This is a genomic window from Halomonas sp. TD01 (assembly GCF_923868895.1).
GTDB lineage: Bacteria > Pseudomonadota > Gammaproteobacteria > Pseudomonadales > Halomonadaceae > Vreelandella.
Window position 1 is genome coordinate 3,530,444 of the sequence record NZ_OV350343.1, and the last position, 16,228, is coordinate 3,546,671.

15 protein-coding genes are annotated in these 16,228 nt (G+C 51.3%); 12 read left to right on the forward strand and 3 right to left on the reverse strand.

The features are described from left to right. Nucleotides 1-72: 72 nt before the first annotated feature. The 8 genes from L1X57_RS16000 to L1X57_RS16035 all read left to right on the forward strand — a co-directional run bounded on the left by L1X57_RS16000 (nucleotide 73) and on the right by L1X57_RS16035 (nucleotide 8,512). A complete protein-coding gene (locus L1X57_RS16000; protein WP_039869185.1) occupies nucleotides 73-1,419 on the forward strand; it encodes a PqiA/YebS family transporter subunit in 1,347 nt (448 codons plus the stop codon). Then, nucleotides 1,412-3,094 (forward strand): intermembrane transport protein PqiB, encoded by a 1,683-nt coding sequence (pqiB, locus tag L1X57_RS16005; RefSeq protein WP_009723394.1) that lies wholly within the window; start codon nucleotides 1,412-1,414, stop codon nucleotides 3,092-3,094. The genes L1X57_RS16000 and pqiB overlap by 8 nt, the downstream gene beginning before the upstream one ends. A 13-nt stretch (nucleotides 3,095-3,107) precedes the next feature. Further along, nucleotides 3,108-3,695, forward strand: a complete 588-nt coding sequence (locus L1X57_RS16010) for a PqiC family protein (RefSeq protein ID WP_009723395.1) — start codon at nucleotides 3,108-3,110, stop codon at nucleotides 3,693-3,695. A gap of 279 nt (nucleotides 3,696-3,974) precedes the next feature. Further along, nucleotides 3,975-5,231, forward strand: a complete 1,257-nt coding sequence (locus tag L1X57_RS16015) for a DEAD/DEAH box helicase (protein WP_009723396.1) — start codon at nucleotides 3,975-3,977, stop codon at nucleotides 5,229-5,231. A 77-nt stretch (nucleotides 5,232-5,308) separates the two neighbouring features. Further along, the gene (locus L1X57_RS16020) at nucleotides 5,309-5,812 is read left to right on the forward strand and encodes a hypothetical protein (RefSeq protein WP_009723397.1); all 504 of its coding nucleotides are present in this window, start codon (nucleotides 5,309-5,311) and stop codon (nucleotides 5,810-5,812) included. 8 nt (nucleotides 5,813-5,820) lie between these two features. Beyond that, nucleotides 5,821-7,020 carry an MFS transporter gene (locus L1X57_RS16025; protein ID WP_009723398.1) on the forward strand — a complete coding sequence of 400 codons (1,200 nt, stop codon included), beginning with the start codon at nucleotides 5,821-5,823 and terminating at the stop codon, nucleotides 7,018-7,020. Between the two features lie 93 nt (nucleotides 7,021-7,113). Further along, the gene (locus L1X57_RS16030) at nucleotides 7,114-8,184 is read left to right on the forward strand and encodes an asparaginase (protein WP_009723399.1); all 1,071 of its coding nucleotides are present in this window, start codon (nucleotides 7,114-7,116) and stop codon (nucleotides 8,182-8,184) included. An 88-nt stretch (nucleotides 8,185-8,272) separates the two neighbouring features. Continuing rightward, nucleotides 8,273-8,512 carry a DUF2789 domain-containing protein gene (locus L1X57_RS16035; protein WP_009723400.1) on the forward strand — a complete coding sequence of 80 codons (240 nt, stop codon included), beginning with the start codon at nucleotides 8,273-8,275 and terminating at the stop codon, nucleotides 8,510-8,512. Between the two features lie 40 nt (nucleotides 8,513-8,552). Here the strand turns inward: L1X57_RS16035 and L1X57_RS16040 are convergent, their stop codons facing one another. Together L1X57_RS16040 and L1X57_RS16045 are read right to left on the reverse strand one after the other, a co-directional pair. Then, on the reverse strand, nucleotides 8,553-9,224 hold the full coding sequence (locus tag L1X57_RS16040; RefSeq protein ID WP_009723401.1) for a TVP38/TMEM64 family protein: 672 nt from the start codon (nucleotides 9,222-9,224) through the stop codon (nucleotides 8,553-8,555). Further along, on the reverse strand, nucleotides 9,217-9,633 hold the full coding sequence (locus L1X57_RS16045; RefSeq protein ID WP_039869188.1) for an SRPBCC family protein: 417 nt from the start codon (nucleotides 9,631-9,633) through the stop codon (nucleotides 9,217-9,219). Before L1X57_RS16045 ends, L1X57_RS16040 begins: the two co-directional genes overlap by 8 nt. A 203-nt stretch (nucleotides 9,634-9,836) precedes the next feature. On the opposite strand from L1X57_RS16045, the gene queC reads away from it, so the two are divergent. The 4 genes from queC to L1X57_RS16065 are packed head-to-tail and all read left to right on the forward strand — an operon-like array spanning nucleotide 9,837 to nucleotide 12,308. Next, on the forward strand, nucleotides 9,837-10,547 hold the full coding sequence (gene queC, locus L1X57_RS16050) for a 7-cyano-7-deazaguanine synthase QueC (protein ID WP_009723403.1): 711 nt from the start codon (nucleotides 9,837-9,839) through the stop codon (nucleotides 10,545-10,547). Continuing rightward, nucleotides 10,547-11,191: a 7-carboxy-7-deazaguanine synthase gene (gene queE / locus L1X57_RS16055; protein WP_009723404.1), complete on the forward strand. Its 645-nt coding sequence runs from the start codon at nucleotides 10,547-10,549 to the stop codon at nucleotides 11,189-11,191. The genes queC and queE overlap by 1 nt, the downstream gene beginning before the upstream one ends. Continuing rightward, a complete protein-coding gene (locus tag L1X57_RS16060) occupies nucleotides 11,191-12,030 on the forward strand; it encodes a 6-carboxytetrahydropterin synthase (RefSeq protein WP_009723405.1) in 840 nt (279 codons plus the stop codon). Before queE ends, L1X57_RS16060 begins: the two co-directional genes overlap by 1 nt. Further along, nucleotides 12,027-12,308, forward strand: a complete 282-nt coding sequence (locus tag L1X57_RS16065) for a YkgJ family cysteine cluster protein (RefSeq protein WP_009723406.1) — start codon at nucleotides 12,027-12,029, stop codon at nucleotides 12,306-12,308. Before L1X57_RS16060 ends, L1X57_RS16065 begins: the two co-directional genes overlap by 4 nt. 8 nt (nucleotides 12,309-12,316) lie before the next feature. Here L1X57_RS16065 and L1X57_RS16070 read toward each other — a convergent pair whose 3' ends face one another. Then, nucleotides 12,317-16,222: an AAA family ATPase gene (locus L1X57_RS16070; RefSeq protein WP_009723407.1), complete on the reverse strand. Its 3,906-nt coding sequence runs from the start codon at nucleotides 16,220-16,222 to the stop codon at nucleotides 12,317-12,319. Between the last annotated feature and the right edge of the window lie 6 nt (nucleotides 16,223-16,228).

Consider the following 16,228-nt stretch of genomic DNA (forward strand, 5'->3'; position numbering starts at 1 on the left):
TGGTATCTGCCCACCGTACTAATTTGAACTCCTCAACGTATTGAGAATTAGCTGTTGCCTCACTATCAGTTTATCAAACGACCTTCTTTGAGGGTGAACACACCTCAGGTCGACTGCCACCCTCCCGAAGCACGCGTTCAACGCAGACGCTTACGCGCCTGTCATGAATGTGACTGGGTCTCTGCGCTTCCTCCACTCGGGTCTGGAGAGAAAGCATCCTGCCCACGCTGCTCGCATGTGCTAGTAAAGCGGCATCGATATCCTGCTCAGAGAAGTATGGCGCTAGCTCTTTCATCCCTGATAGCACTACTTGTGGCAGTGTCGTTTCCCTTTGTAAGCTTTAGTGTCAGTGGCATTGGTAATCGCATAGAACTTTCACAGACCGCCACTACGTTGATCGCTTTTCATCAGCCTATTGTCGCCATTGCTGTCATTATGACCATTGTTGTACTGCCTGCGATTTATCTAATTGGCGTTATCTGGCTCCAATTTGGTTTACTGCGCGGCCATCCAATGCCGTTTAGCCGAGACATCGCCCGTTCACTAGCAAGGCTTAACCCATGGATGATGGCTGATGTCTTCATCGTTGGTGCACTGGTTAGTTTGATAAAAATAGCTGGCATGGCACAAATTGAACTGGGCATCTCTTTCTGGGCATTCAGCGTATTTGCCATCCTTTTACTGTTAACGACGCAATCTATTGATTCGGATTGGATGTGGTTCTCATTAGAGAAAGAGCCCCTCGCGCCTGAAGGCACTCGCACAGGGACGACGGCTGCTAGCCAAGGGATAACCGGCTGCCCGACCTGCGGCCTGATTAATCGCCTTCCTGAGCCTGGAAAGGGACGCTGTCTACGCTGCCATGAAAAGCTCCACCCACGGCTCCCTCATAGCTTACAGCGCACCTGGGCACTGCTTTTTGCAGCAGCGGTAATGTATATACCCGCTAATGTATACCCTATTATGACCACTACCAGTTTAGGGCACTCGTCACCCTCAACGATCATCGGTGGCGTTGTACAACTCATGCAAATGGGCTCTTGGCCAGTAGCCGCTGTAATCTTTGTGGCGAGTGTCATCGTTCCCGTTGGTAAGCTTGTCGCATTGATTTGGCTCTGTATGGTTATAAAACATAGCAACGAACTTAATGCACAAAGCCGCACCCGGCTTTACCGGCTCACTGAATTTATAGGCCGATGGTCGATGGTTGACGTATTTGTAGTTGCCATATTGGTTGCTTTGATTCGTGCTGGTTCTTTAATGTCAATTACACCGGGGCCCGCAGCGCTCGCATTTGCTGCCGTCGTTGTGCTGACAATGTTAGCTGCTATGACATTTGATCCGCGCTTAATTTGGGACACCCCGCCCCCTAGCTCTACTCGCCGTAAAACGGCCACCAAGGAAACTGTTGATGGCTAATGATTCAACACCAAAGAAAGCTGACACTAACGACAACAACGACTTACATCGTGCAAAGTCATCACCGCAAACGCGGCTCTCTCCGATTTGGATCGTGCCAATCGTTGCTGTTGTGATCGGGCTTTGGCTTGTCTACGACAACTACGCAAGCCGAGGTACGCTCGTTACGCTAACAATGGACAGCGCGGAAGGTATCGAAGCGGGCAGTACGCTCATTCGAAGTCGAAATGTTGAAATTGGCAGAGTTCAAAACGTTCGCCTGTCTGATGATCTTTCGCACGCGGTCATGACCGCCCGTATTCAACCAGAAGCGGAGGCAATGCTTAGAGAAGATAGCCGGTTCTGGGTAGTGAAGCCACGTATTGGCCGCGAAGGCATCAGCGGCTTGGGCACTGTATTGTCTGGCGCCTATATTCAGCTAGAGGCAGGTCAATCTGATGAGCCTGAGCGCGAGTTTACGGTAAGTGATACACCGCCTGTTGCACCAGCCGGACAGGCTGGCTTGCAAATCAGTCTGGTCAGCCAGCTAGGTAACTCGCTTCGCATAGGCGACCCTGTCTCTTATCAGGGTTATACCGTGGGGCGAGTTGAAGATACTCGCTTTGATACTGAATCTCGCACAATGCACCATCAAGTATTTATTGAAGAACCTTACGGTCAACTGGTGACGGATAGCACTCGTTTTTGGACATCGAGCGGTGTTGATTTTCAACTAGATGCCGACGGTGTACGAGTCAATGTTGAATCCCTTGAAGCGTTGCTGGGAGGCGGTGTTACTTTTGGCGTGCCAGAAGACCTGCCGATGGGGCAGCCAGTAGAGCCTAATGCTCGTTTTAACCTCTATGCAGATGAAAATACTGCCCGAGAAGGAACCTTTAACCGGTATCTTGAATACGTGATGTTGGTCGATGATACCGTTCGCGGGTTATCGAAAGGTGCCCCCGTCGAATTTCGTGGTGTAAGAATCGGCACGGTTGCCTCCGTACCCTGGAATTTTACTGCACCACAGCCCGATTCTCGTTCGCAGTTTGCTATTCCAGTGCTAATTCGAATCGAGCCTCAGCGGCTGGGCATTGAGAACACCGATATTGACATAGAAGAATGGGACTCTCGCTTTAAGCGCCTTTTCGGACTAGGACTACGTGCATCGCTCAAAAATGGCAGCTTATTAACGGGTGCACTTTTCGTTGACCTTAATTTTCAACGTGAATTGGCTAACGAATATGTCGCTGAAACGTTCTCCGAGCGGACAGTATTTCCCTCGGTCGCTGGCGGCTTTGCGCAGATCCAAGCGCAGGTAACCAGCCTACTTGAGAAATTAAACGCGCTTGAAGTTGAACCACTCCTCGCGGGTTTAGACCGAAACTTACAAGCATCTGAAAGTGTTCTCAACGAAATACGTCAGGTAAGCACTTCCATCAATCAGCTGCTGAATGACCCAGATACTCAGGCAGTCAGCGGAAACATAAATGCCACCCTTGAGGAGCTGCGTAGCACCTTGCAAGGTGTATCGCCGTCATCTCCAGCCTATCAAGAATTAACAACGGCTATTCAACGACTTGATCGCTTAATGCGCGACTTACAACCACTTACCCGCACATTAAATGAAAATCCAAGGGCGCTCCTGTTCGATAATCTGGATACCCAAGATCCCGTGCCTCGCGCACCACGTTAAGAAGGAACTTACTATGCGCTGTAAGGCAATCCGCTATGTATCACTGCTTAGCCTTTGCATACTGCTAAGCGCTTGCGCTAGCAGTGTTACACCACCCTCTCGCTACATGCTACCGAGCAAAAGCGCTGTGAATGCGCCAAGCCATTCCATTGGCACACTGCAGGTGCGGCCACCACGTTTAGCACACTATCTAGATGTAGATGGTATCGTCATGCAGCTTGATGACATCACCCTAAATGAAGCCCGTGAACATCAATGGGCTGAAAGTATTGGACGCCAATTAGAGCGTGCATTGCGCGTTCAACTATCTCAAGAGCTTATGTCCGTTCAAGTCGTTCACGCTGACGGCAATGCGCCTGAAGCGCTCACGTTACTGCTTGAAGTTGATCAATTTCAGGGACGACACGACGGGCGGGCGGTGGCCAGCGGACAATGGCAATTACGCAGTGCTGATAACAAACTGCTTGCGCTAAAAAGCTTTTCTGCTGAAACAGAGCTACAGCAGGATGGTTACCCTGCATTGGTACGCTCGCTTGGCGAAAGCTGGGATAAGGTAGCCCTGCAAATTGCCAACGAGATACGCAAAGGAAATTATTTTTAGATGTGCCATTGTTAGGATGCCCCCATCCCTATGTTAAACGCTGAAATGAAGGATCCATGATATACTAAAGGAGTCATCTTTCAGCGCTACCACGTCACCCCCGATTCAGGCCAATGTCTATTTCACCGTCTTGATCGGCAAAAAAATGACCATCGCGGCATCGCACTTTATCTGGCAAACTTCGCTGCCGCGACGGTGTACCATCCTCGCTTTTTGAACATTACGCTCAGTAACGACGACGCCAAGCGACGTCACTTACTAAGCGATTGCGGAGAACGCATGAGCTTTTCTGAACTTGGTCTGCACGACGATTTACTACGCGCGGTTACCGCGCAGGGCTATACACAGCCTACCCCTATTCAACAAAAAGCTATTCCCGTCGTACTTGAAGGTCGCGACATGCTTGCCAGTGCGCAAACTGGCACGGGCAAAACCGCTGGTTTTACGTTACCCATGTTGCAGCGGTTAGCGGATGGCAAACGTCCCGGCAAACGCCAAGTACGCGCGTTAGTGCTCACCCCTACTCGTGAGCTTGCTGCCCAGGTAGGTGAAAGTGTGACCGTTTACGGCAAGCACCTCTCTTTACGCTCGCATATTATTTTCGGCGGTGTTGGCCAACAACCACAAGTTGATGCACTTAAAGCGGGACTTGATGTATTGGTAGCCACCCCAGGTAGACTGTTGGACTTGCATCAGCAAGGTCATGTGGATCTATCGGCGGTCGAAATCCTGGTGCTCGATGAAGCTGACCGCATGCTCGACATGGGATTCATCCATGATATTAAGCGGTTATTACGCCTAGTACCGAAACAGCGCCAAAATCTACTGTTTTCTGCAACCTTTTCCAATGAAATTCAGTTACTGGCGCAACAGCTGCTTAACAATCCGGCGTTGATAGAAGTCGCACCTCGTAATACGACAGCTGAAAAGATTGAGCAAACCATTTACCGAGTAGACCGTGATAAAAAACGCGAGCTGCTAGCTCATTTAATTCAGCAGCATGGCTGGTTTCAGGTACTCGTTTTTACTCGTACCAAGCATGGCGCAAACCGCTTAGCAGAGCAGCTTTCTAAGCAAGACATACCCGCCATGGCCATTCATGGCAATAAGAGCCAAGGTGCTAGAACGCGTGCACTAGGTGCTTTCAAAAGCGGTGATTTACAGGTACTTGTCGCCACTGACATTGCCGCTCGTGGGTTAGATATCAACGAACTCCCTCATGTCGTTAACTTCGACTTACCTAATGTGGCAGAGGACTATGTTCACCGCATTGGACGGACCGGCCGAGCGGGTAGCGATGGAGAGGCAGTTTCGCTCGTATGTGTCGACGAACACGTCTTGCTGAGCGGGATTGAGCGGCTTATTAAGCAAAACCTGCCTAAACGTATCGAGCCCGGTTTTGAACCTGATCCCAACGCCAAGCCAGAGCCCATCGAAAATGGCCGCCGTGGTCAGAAACAACCCCGCGCCAAGCGCAAACCGGAAGGACAAGCAGCGAATACTGGTGGTGAACGTCGCCGACGCGCCCGTCGCTAGCTCTTAGCCTAGGAATATGCGAAGGTTGTCGATTCGCGTATTCCGCTGGTACAGCTTAATTTATTCATGGAGTGATTATGGCGTCATCTCAACTTATTAACGATTATCGCCAGTGGCTTACCTTTCAACGTCAAGAGCAGCTAAGCCGTGAGCACCAAGGTATTTCACAGCGGCTAGAAGATGCACGAGCATCAGCTGGACAGGTACTCCAGGCGTATCGCAGCATGGCAGAAAAGGCCTCTACGGAGGGTGCCTGTTATCGCACGCTTTTCTTACGTGAACGTAATAATAACGAATCGCTGCCCTGTGAAGGGTGGTTATTTGTAAGACGCGTACTCAGCGAAGAGAGCAGCACGCGAGTGCGGGTAACGCTACTTGAAACATTTACGCTGGAAGACGGCATTATTACGCCAGGGGATAAACCTGCACGTAAATTAACCCTCGAAATCTACGATAAACTAGATATTGATAAAGGAATGCGTACCGAGGTGCGCGTAGACTGTTTGGACACGCAGCAAGATTATCACTTCATTACCTTGCTTGATGCGGTTCGCGGCGACTTACGCCCTCATCTCAAATAAGCGTAAGCATGGCATCTCGTCGCGCATGCACCTTTATTATTCTGATGTTCGTGGTAGGGCTTAATTTACGCCCTGCCATGTCATCAGTTGCACCTTTTCTTGCCCGACTGCAAGAAACTGCTGGTTTAAGTCCTGCAGCAGCGGGCATCTTAACTACGTTACCCGTGCTTTTTTTAGGTTTATCAGCCCCTCTTGCCCCGCTGCTGGCCAAGCATATAGGCAGCGAGCGGGCTTTGAGCACTGCACTGCTTTTACTAGCCTGCGGGTTAATCTTAAGAGGCCTGCCAGTTCCTGGCGCGCTTTTTATTGGCTCTGCAATGGCAGGCAGCGCGATTGGCCTTGGCGGCACCCTTCTCCCAGCGCTCGTTAAACGAGAGCTACCCCACAGCGCCGATCTTCTGACAGGCTTATACACCATGGCGTTGTGTTTCGGCGGTGCACTAGGCGCTGGTCTTAGCGTTCCACTGATGCAATGGCTAGGCAGCTGGCAGTTGAGTCTAATGAGCTGGTCACTGTTAGCGCTTGTTGCGCTGGCACTCTGGCTGATCAACATTCCAACGACTCAATGCACCCAGCCCAACCCGAGAACATCTTCTTCGCTTGCCCAGTTAATGCGCAAACCACTTACGTGGCATGTCATGCTGTTCATGGGCATCCAGTCTTCCATGGCTTATATTGTCTTTGGGTGGCTGCCCACGTTATTAGTGTATAGAGGCTATGATGAAGCAGCGGCCGGCTGGACAATGGCCATCTCAATCATGTGTCAACTAGGTTCAGCGCTGGGCGCACCTTGGCTTGCCCGCTTAACCCGTGATCAACGCCCTGCATTGTTACTAGTACTTTTTAGCACTGCACTGGGGCTTTGGATGTTGCTTATTGCACCGCTAGCATGGAAGTGGCCTGGTGCCGTACTGCTTGGCATTGGCCAGGGCGGCAGCTTTAGCCTAGCACTGAGCCTGTTGGTGTTACGAACGGCTAACTCGCGTCTCGCAGGGCAGCTTTCTGGCTTAGTACAGGGTGGGGGCTATACGTTGGCAGCGCTGGGGCCGTTTGGGGTTGGAGTGATGTTGCAAGCCGGAGCAGAGTTAGCCCATATAGCGTGGCTGCTCATTTTACTGATTACTCTTTGTTGCGGGTTCGCATTATTAGCTGGGCGTAACCGTCGACTAGACGATCAAAGTGGCGAATTATTAGTCCATCGCGGCTAACAACCTCTCTCAACAGCACCAACTTCGATACAACTTTTGAGATACGACCACTTAAGCACAACTATTTCGATTCGCCCAATTCAGGAAACGGCTATGAGCATCACTTCTCCTCTGGTAAACGCCGCCCCCACTCAAGAACGTGTGTTGGTGATTTATACGGGTGGCACCATTGGCATGCAGCCAAATGTAAAGGGGCTAACCCCTGGGGGAAATTTTCAAGATCGCATGGCAGACGCATTAAGCCAGCTTCCTTTATTGCATCAACATGCCCTACCTGCCTATGACGTTCTAAGTTATCCATCATTAATCGACTCAAGTGCAGCAACACCACTGACCTGGCAACAGATAGCCAAGGATATTGCTGCTCACCTAGCCACCTATCGTGGATTTGTTGTTATCCACGGAACAGACACCCTAAGCTGGACCGCTTCGAGTCTTGCCTACCAGCTACAAGGGATTGACCGCCCGGTTGTTTTAACAGGATCTATGCATCCTCTTGAAACAGCTAATAGCGATGCGATCGACAACCTCCACGGTGCGCTAAAGTTTGCTGCCAACGCTGAATTACAAGAGGTTGCGATCTATTTTTCAAATCGCCTTCTGAGGGGTTCACGAGCCATCAAACAGCACGCAGAAGCCTTAGATGCCTTTATCTCGCCAAGCTATCCATTTATCGGTGAACGCGTCGGCGACGATTTCATTTATTACCCAAGTAGAGGTCTAGGATTTCAGCAACGTGGCGCCCCACGTTTCGAGCTCTCTGACTATCACACCGTCTCCAATGGCGACGTTATCAGGCTGGCATTGTGGCCAGGCATATCGCCTTGGCAATTGGAAGCCCTGCTGGGTGACTCACGCGTAAAGGGTGCTCTACTCCAGCTTTGGGGATCAGGTAATATACCCAACGACCCGGCTCTGATTGATGTCATCGCTAACGCCAGTGGTGAAGGAAAGCTGTTGGCCGCTATTAGCCAGTGCCCCCAGGGCAGCATTCATCTGGGCGCCTATGCCGCTGGCCATGGCTTGGCAGAAGCGGGCCTATTGTCAGGCGATAACATGACACCAGAGGCGGCTTTCACCAAGCTCATTCATCTACTGGCTCAACCTCTGTCAATGGATGATCGGCGCCAGCGATTTTTAACATCACTTGTCGGCGAGCGCTAAACACCGCACGCCGAGCAATTCGCACTGGCGTCATCACTTATACACGCTATGTTTAAACATACGTTAATAACCAAAAGGAAAGCAGCGTATGGAACAGCCTGTACACCATTTTAGCGAGCTATTTGAACAGCTCGGGCTACGCTCGGATGCACAGTCCATTGAGCACTTTATTGAACGCCACTCTCCTCTACCCAAAGAAATGCCGCTCGCGGATGCTCCCTGCTGGAACGAAGGCCAAGCTGAATTTCTTCGTGAAGCCGTGGAAGAAGATGCCGATTGGGCCGAAGTTGTCGACCATCTTGATGTCTCAATGCACAAAGCCAGCTGACAACAACATTACTATCAGACTGAATAATTGACCAAACTACCTATTTTATTACTGGGCGCGCCGCCTCAACGCGGCGCCTATACCAGCCACCAGCAAAGAGAAGCACCGTAAGTACAACGAGTGGTAAGATCACATCAAATTGCAGTGCATCTTTCTCTTCAACCGCTTCAAGCGCACCGTAAATAGCGCTACTGTAAACCGCCCACTTTGCCGAGAGCCCGATTGCTGCCGCTATCAAGTACCGCTTTAGAGGAATATGCCCTAATCCTGCGGCAAAATTAATCACTGAATGCGGGAAACCCGGTAGAACACGCAGTGCACATTGAGTTAACAGATCACTTCTCTCTTTCAATGTTTCCATTACTTTAAGCGTCAAACCTTTGGGCTGCCAACGCCCCCCGGCTCTCGCTGCTAATAAATAGGCACCCCACGCCCCAGCAACGCTGCTAAGCGTTAACATTAAGGTAGCAACTAAAGGTGGGTAGAAAGGCGCAATTAACCATAGCCCTATACTGCCTGGCAAACCAATTGCCAGTGTGATTGCCATCGTACTCATCACAGCAATCACAATAAGAGGATGGTGTGACATCGTCGCTGCCCAGCGTTTTACAGCCATTAAGTCCGGCGAATACCATAACCAAACATAGGCGAGCATTGCCGCGATAGAAAAACCGGCGGCCCAACGCCAGGAGTGCTTAAAAAAGTTATTCATTTAACCGTGCTTCAACACGCTCCAGAATTTGTCTGCTCACTTTTCCTACTAATGGTTTTGCAGCGCGGTTCACCGCTTTTTCCATTAATCGGTTGCGGATTTCATAACTCAGCGTGAGCGACACCTCTGTACCCTCCGGCACTTCACGCAATTGATAACGACCTTGATTTTTAACGCCTTCTAATGATTCCCACGCCAGCACATTCGGTGGTTTGATCTCGGTTACTGCCACATCAAATGACCAATCCATACCCACCGCACGGACATGCCAGCGATAACGATTATCGCCTAAGGTATCAATTGATCTGATGAGATCAGAATAGTCAGCAAAATCTTCAACTCGGCGTAGCAGTTCGAACACTCTTTCAGGCTGAGCGTTGATAATTTCGCTATGTTCTATGGTGGCCATGGATTCATCCCTTACGACTAGAAAGACCAGCTTAGCATGTTGACCCATGCACATACCGAACAGAAAATAGTACCAATTGCCGCTGCCACTGGCCAGGCAACCCAGCATTGCGTAAACTGCCGCCCTTCCGGACCGGACCCCGGAATCTCATTTAGCGCGACGCTAAAGCACTCAATAAATTCTCCGACCAGTGAGTAATTATTATGTCGTTACCCCAGACCTCTGGCGCAGATGCGTCATCTACCGTTGTGATTTATTCCGGCGGCATGGACTCCTACACCGTTCTTCACCGCGCCATTAAAGAAGGGCTCGACGTTCACGCTCTTTCATTTGATTATGGCCAGCGCCACACAAAAGAACTGGACATAGCAAAAGCAGTTTGTAAGCAGCATAACATTCCCCATCAGATCGTTGATATACGCGCTATTCACGGCTTAATTGATAACTCAGCGCTGACCAACCCAGACCTATCAATGCCCGAAGGCAACTATGCTGCTGACAACCTCCACACCACTGTTGTCCCTAACCGCAACATGATTTTACTTTCGTTAGCCATTGCTAAAGCGGTTAATATCGGTGCAGCGCGTGTCGATTATGGTGCCCATGGCGGTGACCATATTCTCTACCCTGACTGCCGCCCTGAATTTGTTCACGCAATGAACCACGTTGCTGGCATCGCCAATTTTGAACCGGTAACGCTACATGTACCTTATTTAACATCGAGCAAAGCCGATATATTGCGCGATGGCCTAGCGATGGGCCTAGACTACCGTGATACTTGGACCTGCTATGAAGGGCGCGCGCTGGCTTGCGGCAAATGTGGCAGCTGCCATGAGCGTTTGGCGGCGTTTGCGGCTAATGATGTTGTAGACCCTCTGACGTATGAATCTACCCCTGCACAGGTTACCGGCTGATGTATCACGTTAAAGAAGCCTTTTATACCCTGCAGGGCGAAGGTGCACAGGCAGGCCGTGCCAGCGTATTTTGCCGCTTTAGCGGCTGCAACCTGTGGTCTGGGCGTGAAGTTGATCGCGCCAGCGCAAAATGTTCCTTTTGCGACACCGACTTTATCGGTACGGATGGCCTTAACGGTGGACGCTTTAACACAGCAAGTGAACTCGCTGACCACATTAAAGCCCTTTGGCCAATTCATTTGGGAAGAGCGACTCCTTACGTTGTGTTCACCGGCGGCGAGCCATTGCTCCAACTTGATACCCCACTGATCGCATTGTTGCATAGCGATGGATTTGAAGTGGCCGTTGAAACGAATGGCACGGTTGTACCACCGCCAGGAATTGACTGGCTATGTGTTAGCCCTAAGAGCACGAACCCACTGGTGGTCACCTGCGGCGATGAGTTAAAGCTGGTTTTCCCACAATCTGCAGCACCTCCCACTCAGTTCGCCAATTTGGACTTCAACCACTTCTTTTTGCAGCCAATGGACCACGGCATAGCGCATAAAAATCACGAAACTGTGCAGGCAACCACCGCCTATTGCATGGCTAACCCCCAATGGCGACTATCGCTTCAAACGCACAAAATTGCAGGATTTGAGTAATGGCGTTATTTGTAAATCGTCTTAGCCATATTGATGTTTCAGTGTGGTGCCCTACAAAAGGGTTGGTAGGCTGTAGCTGGCAAGTAGATGCTCAGTTGGATGGGGAGTTAGGCGAAGACGGTATGCTTTTTGACTTTGGAGAAGTAAAGCCGTGGATAAAGCGCACGCTCGATAGCGGCCTAGACCATACGCTACTCGTACCTATCAACGCGCCCGGCATTGAAATTACTGACTGCGATGAAGGCATCTGCATTAGAACAGCGTCTCCCTACGAAATGGAAGTTCGTGGCCCGGCCCAAGCGTTTAGCTTGCTCCCTTGGGACACCATCACTCTTGAGCGTGTCACCCACCATTTAAGCTCACAGCTGACGAAGCAAGAGCAACGGCCAGCCAATGTCCATAGTGTCACGCTAACGCTTAGTGACGAGCCTATAGACGGCGCTGCCTACGGTTACACTCACGGACTGAAACGGCATCTCGGCAACTGCCAGCGGATTGCTCATGGCCACCGCTCGCGCCTGTTTATCTGGCAACATCAGGCACGTCAGCCAGCGCTTGAGCAGCGCTGGGCAGCATGGCTAGATAATCGATATTTGCTTGAAAAGGCCGACATTGAAAGTCAGATTGATGAAAAACTGACTTGCCGATACCAGTCTGCACAAGGCACATTTTCGATCACGTTGCCTCAAGAACGCTGCTGTGTACTGCCCAAGCCTACAACCGTCGAGAATATTGCTTTATGGCTTGCCAAGAGTATTGCAGAGCACAGCGGCCATAAAACACTGGTTCAAGCCTTCGAAGGGATTGATAAAGGCGCAACGGCTGAAGCTTCGCCATGAGTAGTCACGTATTTGCAACAGACACCGCCGCCTGCCGAGCAGGCTGCGGTGCTTGCTGTATTGCACCGTCGATTACCTCTTATATACCCGGCATGCCAAATGGCAAACCGGCGGGCGTTCGATGTGTACAGTTAAGTGATGGCAATCTATGCCGGTTATTTGGCGACCCTAGCCGCCCTGCCGTATGTGAGCGGTTCGACTATGATGCTGATGTGTGTGGCGAACACCGAGAAGAGGCGCTCGCCACACTTAACTGGCTGGAATCAACAACGCGTTAGTCACCAGATCAGGTTTCGTTTTCAACACTTACCGCGTGGGGCAACCGTCTATCAAGCAGGCTAACCCAGCGAACAAGCACTGGCGCATCGCTATGGCTCACTTCACTTAATAAGCGCCTAAATGCTTCCTTGGCCTGCAGGTCGTTTGGTGCAATACGGGTTAACCAAAGCTCAAGTGCCGCGAGCTCCTGATGGCGATTTCCATGCTCTCGGGCCTGATTAATCGCCATTTCAGCCAGCGCTTTCACTTCATTAGCTGGGTGCCCAAGCAAATCGCGCACTTTAGCTAGCTGCGTTGCCAACTCAGGCAAAAAGAGTGTTGTGCGCTCTTTAGCAATAACAAGACACTGATCCAGGTAATCTTCAGCCGCTTTTAACTCTCCTAGCTCAATACACGCATCTGAGTACCACAGCACCGGACGCTGATAGCGATCCCGCCCATTCAGCTCTGCCATCTGGTCTAGGCTGTCCCGCACCTGTACTAAGCCACCCTGATCGCCCGCGAGCGCACGCTGCCAGCCAAGAATCCCCTGAGCGGAAATCTGCCACAGCTGTAAATCGGGCGTACCCGTCATGGCAGCAGCACGCTCTGCATGTCGTGCTGCAAGATGCACATGACCAAGCTGACGATAGAGGGCAGCGGCAAACATCAACGCCATGGCAAGCGTACCTGGATGGCCAATTTTTTCAGCTAAACGGATGGCGGAAGATATGTGCCGCTCTGCACGTTGATAATCACCACGTAAGCAAAGCGCCCAGCCTTGGAAAGAAGCGGCGGTTACTTGCGGGTGATCGGAGAACGGCAGCCATTCAATCATCATTGACGCATTGAGCGGGTCAATTTCGTCCAGGTGGTCATGCGCCTGCTGAATGCGCCCAGCCCAGTATTCACAATGCGCCCGCGCATAGTCTGCCAGCCTCTGATAGCGGGGATCTTCTAAACGCCCGGCAATGTCTGCAAGCGTCGAGGCTAACGCAAAGGCATCCGCGTGGGCATAGCGCTGGCTACGGCCGACCCATAAGCCCCACTTGACCAAAAATATTTGCTCAAGATCTTCTGGATCTTCCGTGGCAGTGCTACCCGACTGGCGAAGCAGCTCTCTGGCACGCACAAAGCTTTCATGTGCGGTGGGCGAACCATGCCCTTCTAAGGCGAAGGCTGCTTGACCACGCACGGTGAGCAAGCTAACTTCGCGCTCAACTTCATGATCAACATGACGCAGACTAGCAAGACCAAAGTCCGCCATGCGCAGTGCCGTTCGGTTAGCACTCACCTTGAGGGCTTCCCGTGCGGCCAGCTCAAAGTAACGAGCGCCCCTGGCGTAATGGCCACTGCGGCGTAAGTGGGTTGCAAAATCACCTGGGTGGCGGCTAATCCATACAGGGAAGCGTTCTTCAATCAGCGTGACTACCTGCTGATGAAGCTTAACGCGCACGTCCCTAGGACATGAAAGATAAGCAGCTTCTTGAAGCAGTTGGTGGCTAAACTGATGTTCTGGCTCACCCCCTTCTTTATCCACCGGTTCTATAATTTCCAGCTGCCGCATGTGCTCAATCGCTTGGGACAGGCGCGGCTTTTCCCAACCACTGCACTCTTGCAGAAAATCAAGACGGAAACGCTTACCTAATACCGCCGCTACGTGGGCAATTTCCCGATCACCTTCCAACTGATCAATACGGCTGGCCAGCAGCCCTAGCAGACCCTTTGGTAACTCATCAAACTGCACACTGCGACCTTCACGGCGATCCATATCCAAACGCCGGCAAATCTCTTGCATATACAACGGCACACCATCACAACGCTCAATAATTTGGTTGCGTAGCCGCGGGCTTAAGTGGATGCGGTACCGACGGGATAACTGAGAAAGCAAACGTGAAGACTGCAGTGCATCCAGCCTGCCAAGAGTAATTTGCTGGTCCCAGTGCAGTTTGACCGGCAGTGACTCTCGGCCATGGTGGCTAGCTACCAGCATGAAGGCCGTATTGATCGGTAACCGAGCCTGTAGCCCTCCCAACACTTTGAACGAAGGTTCATCAAGCCATTGCAGGTCATCAATCATTAGTACCAATGTACGTGAACTAGCTTGATGATCAATTAGGCGGTGTAAGAGCTTTACGACTAGCTCAATGGCCTCACCATTCTGGGTCAACTGGGCAACTTCTTGGACATCACGGACACCGAGCGCCTCTTCAAGCAACTGCTGACGCTCATCATCCAGAGGTTCCAATGAAAGTGTCTCTTGTAACTGTCGAACATCCCCACAGGTTGGCGTTGCTTCTAGATACCAAGCGAGCAAAGTACGTGCGACACCATAGGGTTCTAGCACCGATAGCCGCGTCGTTGGCTGCCAACAAATGGCAGCATCACGGCTCAACTCTAATTGGCGAAACCCCACCATCAGGGCAGATTTACCCATCCCTGACGCACCGCGAACCAGAACGCTTTGGCGCAAACCAATACCGGCTCTCGCCAGCGCGTCTCTTAGCGTGCGTAGTGATGTTTCTCGACCCACTAAACTGGGCGGCAACGCATCCCTACCGCCTTCATTCACCCCCAGGACTAGCGCTCTTAAACGAACGCGGCCATCACTAGCCACCAAGCGAGAGACCAGCCGCGGCTGCAAATCAAGCGCAGGGGGCATGTGCTGGCTGGCTTCTTGAGAGATTACCAGTTCGCTGCCCTCTGCAGCGCTCATTAACTCCAATGACACTTGGGTCACTTGGCCAAGTGGGTCAGCTAACTGACGTTCAGGAAGATAAACTACCCTTCCACTATTAAGGCCTGCGGCGAGCTCAAATTTGGGGGGTTCACCATCACCTATCCAGTGACGCTGAGACTCTAAAGGTAACGCCAGACGGCAGTGTTCATAAAGCGCAACCAACTCTGCCAACTGATGAGCCGGACCATGGGTACCAAAGCAGGCCAAGCCAAGCCCACCTGTTGCGCCCGGCAACCAGAAGCCACCTAAGTGATGACACTGCTGTTCTAACCAGCGCAGTAGCTCTAATTGAAGCGCCAAACAGTTTCGGGTAGCCGCACGGTCTTGCCAGTCGCCTTGTAACTTAAGCCGAATAGCCATTACAGATAATTGGCGCAGCTCAATTTCATCTTCGCGAAGAGGTTTACTATCTGCCGCCAGTACGCGAGAAAAAGCGCCTTGCGGGCTCATTACGCGCGGATCATGGTGACCATCTGACCAATAATTAGCTAACTGTAGAAAGCTTGGCTCAGGCTGCTGACCAGAAAGCGCTAACAACTGTAAATAGCTGTTGTACTGCTCATGAGCAGCCGCCATCTGATTTTGCTCGGCCAACTGACGCACCAGTCGCTCATGAAATGGACCGTAGCCAGAAAAGCGACTGACTAATCCTTCCAATAGGTTGTCGGGTACATCAGTGTGGGCATCTAACACCTGTTCAGCGAAACGAATGACGCGTTGACGCCACTCATTTCGCACCTGAACTAACCAACGCTGAAATTCACTGCAGTTGGCAAGCTGAAGTTCCTCTATCAAATCACCCTGATAACACGACATCACATCTTCGAGGTTAGCTAAATCTCGAGGCCCTTCCAGCAATTGCTGTAATTCGTGCAGATCAACTCGCCAGTGGGCGGGCAATTGAAAAGCGATGGTCTGGCGGGATACGTTCAACACTTGCTCGGCATTGTCCCCCATCGACTGACGCAGACAGTGAAGCGCATGACGTAGGTTGGTTCTGCCCGATGACAACCCTTGGTCTGGCCAAAGTAACTCTGCGAGGGAAGCCCGATTGACTGGCTGTCGGTGCAGCAGCAAATAAACGAGCAGCGCTTTTACCTTGTCATAACTGAAGTGCGTCAGCACATCTTCTCCTTGTGATAAAGAGAAATGGCCAAACAGGGTCAGTTGGTCTGTCTCACGAGCATCGCGCATGATACA